The 3547-nt window shown below is 57.6% G+C and carries 2 protein-coding genes; one reads left to right on the forward strand and one right to left on the reverse strand.

Annotated features, from left to right (window positions below; all coding sequences use genetic code 11):
* Positions 1–77 precede the first annotated feature (77 nt).
* Positions 78–716: a response regulator transcription factor gene (locus tag NW837_RS05035; protein WP_414329571.1), complete on the reverse strand. Its 639-nt coding sequence runs from the start codon at positions 714–716 to the stop codon at positions 78–80.
* Between the two features lie 506 nt (positions 717–1222).
* On the opposite strand from NW837_RS05035, the gene NW837_RS05040 reads away from it, so the two are divergent.
* The gene (locus tag NW837_RS05040; RefSeq protein ID WP_414329573.1) at positions 1223–3283 is read left to right on the forward strand and encodes a ribonuclease catalytic domain-containing protein; all 2061 of its coding nucleotides are present in this window, start codon (positions 1223–1225) and stop codon (positions 3281–3283) included.
* Positions 3284–3547: the final 264 nt, after the last annotated feature.

Genomic DNA, 3547 nt, shown 5'->3' on the forward strand with positions numbered 1-3547 from the left:
TCAAGTGCGATCACTACCCTATCTCCAATCGCGCCGAGGAGATAGAGTTCTCCAGCCGTTGAAAGGGGTGGCGGGAATTACAACGGTTTTTTGCCCAAACCACTTTCTATTGCCCAGCGGGCCAGTTCTGTGCGGTTGTGCAGGCCAGTTTTGCCCAGCATGTTGCTGACGTGGCTTTCAACGGTGCGCTGGCTCACCCCAAGAACTTCGGCAATCTCGCGGTTGGACAGGCCCCTGGCCACGTACTGGATCACCTTGGTTTCCGTTGGCGTAAGTTCAATTTCCCGATCCAGTTTTATGACCGGCTGAATGCCCACATTCTGCACTTGTAACAGGCGCTCGGTATGTCTGAGAGAAGACTCCACCTGCGCCACCAATTCTTCCGGCTCAAAGGGCTTGACCATGTAAACATCTGCCCCTGTGGTCAGGCCGCGCACCCGATCCGCCGTCTGCCCACGCGCCGACAGAAAAATCACGGGGATCCAGTCCGTAGCACTGTTGGAGCGAATGGTTTCAACAAAGGTATAGCCATCCATCTCCGGCATCATCACATCGCAGATGATCAGGTCTGGAGTGAAATGGCGCATCGCTTCCAACCCCTCCAGACCGTTGCTCGCCGCCACCACCTCATAACCGCGAAACTCCAAGTAATCCTTTGCCAGAAGGATCAAGTTCGGATCGTCGTCGATGAGCAACAGTCGCTTCGGGTTGTCCACGGCTTACCTTTTGAGCGCTAAGCTAAAAAGTTTTAGGTGAAGAAATACAGAACCCCTGTTTCCGTGACTTTCACTGTAGGGAAACGACTCTTGAGTACCACCCTTTTGCTTGCTCAATTGGGGAGCAGCCTATGGTAACTGTGCCTTACCCCTAGGATATCACACATGGAAGAAGTGGAAGTATCCACTTGCGAAATGCTGGCAACAGTATCTCTACGGAATTTAGGAGCCCTAGTTGGTAACCCTATCCCACAAACCTGGCAGAGCTGGCCTCTGCTCTGAAATCGCAGTGCCCAACACATAACCGCAATCTACCCAAAAATTTGTATCTCGTGTGTCTATATATCACATACCTATATGCTTAAGTACCGATATATCTAACATCTGCTATCTATTCAAGTGCCCGTACGTCTTCTGGCTGGGGTTTCCAGGTAGGCAGGCGGACAGAGCTGGTGGAGAATGGAAGAGAGCCTGCAATCTGACGACAGCCGACATAAGGAGAACGGGTGGAAAAGGGCACACTGGTGGAGTTTCGTTACAATAACGACCGTGTGTTGGCAGTGGTTCAGGGCACTGAGGGTAAGAAGAACCTACTGCTGGGGGTGCCTTCTGGGCAGGTTCATAGTGTTCACCCTCGCCAGATTACCTTCGCTTTGAACGGGGGATCCAGCTTCACGGCTTCCGACATCCCCGGCTTTTGGCAGGCGGTGCAAGCAAAGTTGGATCCCGAAAGCTTGGCGCTGGCCTGGGAACTGGTGCAGGAGGAGCGGCGGTCTCTGAGCTTGGCCGAAATGGCTCAGCTGTTGTTTTCTGATGATTCTCCGGTCTCTACCTATGCCGCCTATCGCCTCTTGAGCGAGGATCGCACCTACTTCAAGCAAAAGGGGGAGAGCTACGAACCCCGCACTCCGGCTCAGGTGAAGGAGATCCTCCATCAAATGGCCGTTGCCCAACAACGGCAGCAGGAACAACTAGAGTTTGAGGCCCATCTGCGAGAGGCTCTGGCTCATCCCGGCCAAGGGTATCCCTGGACTCCTGCCGAACGGGCCCGTTTGGAGTTGCTGGAGCGCCTGGCCCTGCAGGGAGCGGCGGCAGCCATTCGCAGCCACGAGGATCTCTCTTCCAATCTCAACCCGTCGGATCGGGAACGGGCCTCGCAACTGCTGGAGCTGATGGGGTTTCCTGACACTCCGCAGGGGGCTTTTGAAGCTTTGGTGGCCCTGGGCCTGTGGAGCCGCCACGAGAACCTGGCCCTGCGCCTCACCGGGATCCCAACCCAGTTCCCGAAGGCGGTGGAGCGATACACCCAAGCCCTGCTCAGCCAGCCTCCCTCTTTCTGGGATCCCCACCTGCGGCAGGATCTCACCCACCTCCACACCTACACCATCGATGATGCCAGCACCCGCGACATTGACGATGCCCTCAGCGTCGAGTTCTGGTCGGATGACGCGGTGAAGCTCTGGATCCACATCGCTGATCCCAGTTGTTGGGTGCAGTGGGGGGATCCCCTCGATTTGGAAGCCCGCAAGCGTGGCACCAGCGTCTATTTGCCGGAGCGGGTGATCCCGATGTTCCCGCCGGAGCTGTCCACCGGCCCGATGAGCTTGGTGCAGGGAGAGGTGCGGCCCGCCCTCAGCTTTGGCATCCTCCTGGGATCCGACGGCCAGATCCGGGATTCCGAAATTTGCCTCAGCCAGATCAAAGTGACCTACCGCCTCACCTACGAAGATGCCGATGAAATGTTGGAGTTGGGGGCAGAGGCTCAACTGACGGCTATTGCCCGGGCGGCCCAGTGGCGTTATGGGTGGCGCATGGCTCAGGGGGCCATTCAGATCGGCCTGCCGGAGCAAGATATCAAGGTCATCGACGAGATCCCCCACCTCCGGGTAATCGAGGATACTCCTGCGCGGCAGATGGTGGCGGAAATGATGGTGCTCACCGGCGAGGTGGCGGCTCGCTTCGCCAGCCAAAATGGGATCCCGGTGCCCTATCGTCTGCAGCCGGCTCCCGACTTACCTCCTCCCGAAGTGCTGGATAGGTATCCCCAGGGGCCAGTTCGGTCTTTTGCCATCATGCGCTGTCTATCGCGGGCGGAAGTAGCCACCCAGCCGGGGCGACATACAGGGCTGGGTCTCGATGCCTACTGTCAGGTTACCTCCCCGATTCGGCGCTACCTGGATTTGGTGGCCCATTACCAGATCAAGGCTTTCCTGCGCGGGGATCCCTTGCCGTTGACGGAGGCGGATGTGCAGCAGTTGCTGCTGGGGATTGAGCCGGGCACCGCTGAGGCCAACCAGGTGGAGCGGAAATCCAAGCGCTATTGGAGCATCGAATACCTGCGCCTGCGACCGGGGCAAATTTGGCGGGCGCTGGTCTTGGGCTACCTGCGCGAGCAGGAAAACTTGGTGTTGGCCATGCTGGATGAGATTGCCTTTCGGGTGCCGGTGCGCCTAGAACGCCAGATTCCTCTGGGGGCTTGGATCGAGTTGGAAGTTGTGCAGGCGGATCCCCGTGCGGATGTGATCGAGCTGCGCGAGGTGGGACGAGAGGCTGCCATGGGCGGATAGATATGCCTTGACCTGTCGCTCACCCAATCTGCGTGGATAGCTGATACAACAGAGGGGGGAAGTCTCAGAAGTCTGGATCGTGAATTTTCTTTAGGAGGGATCCCATGACTGCACGACCTTCCGGCCCACCTCCAATCGTTTACATTCTTTTGTTCGCGATACTGGGAGGCGGCGGCTGGTATGCCTATCGTTCCGGCCTGTTGGACTCATTCCTGAATAGAGAGAACACGCCTCCTATCCCCAGCCAGATTCCAGCTGCCCGGC

The organism is Synechococcus sp. R6-10, assembly GCF_047461815.1.
Lineage (GTDB): Bacteria > Cyanobacteriota > Cyanobacteriia > Thermostichales > Thermostichaceae > Thermostichus.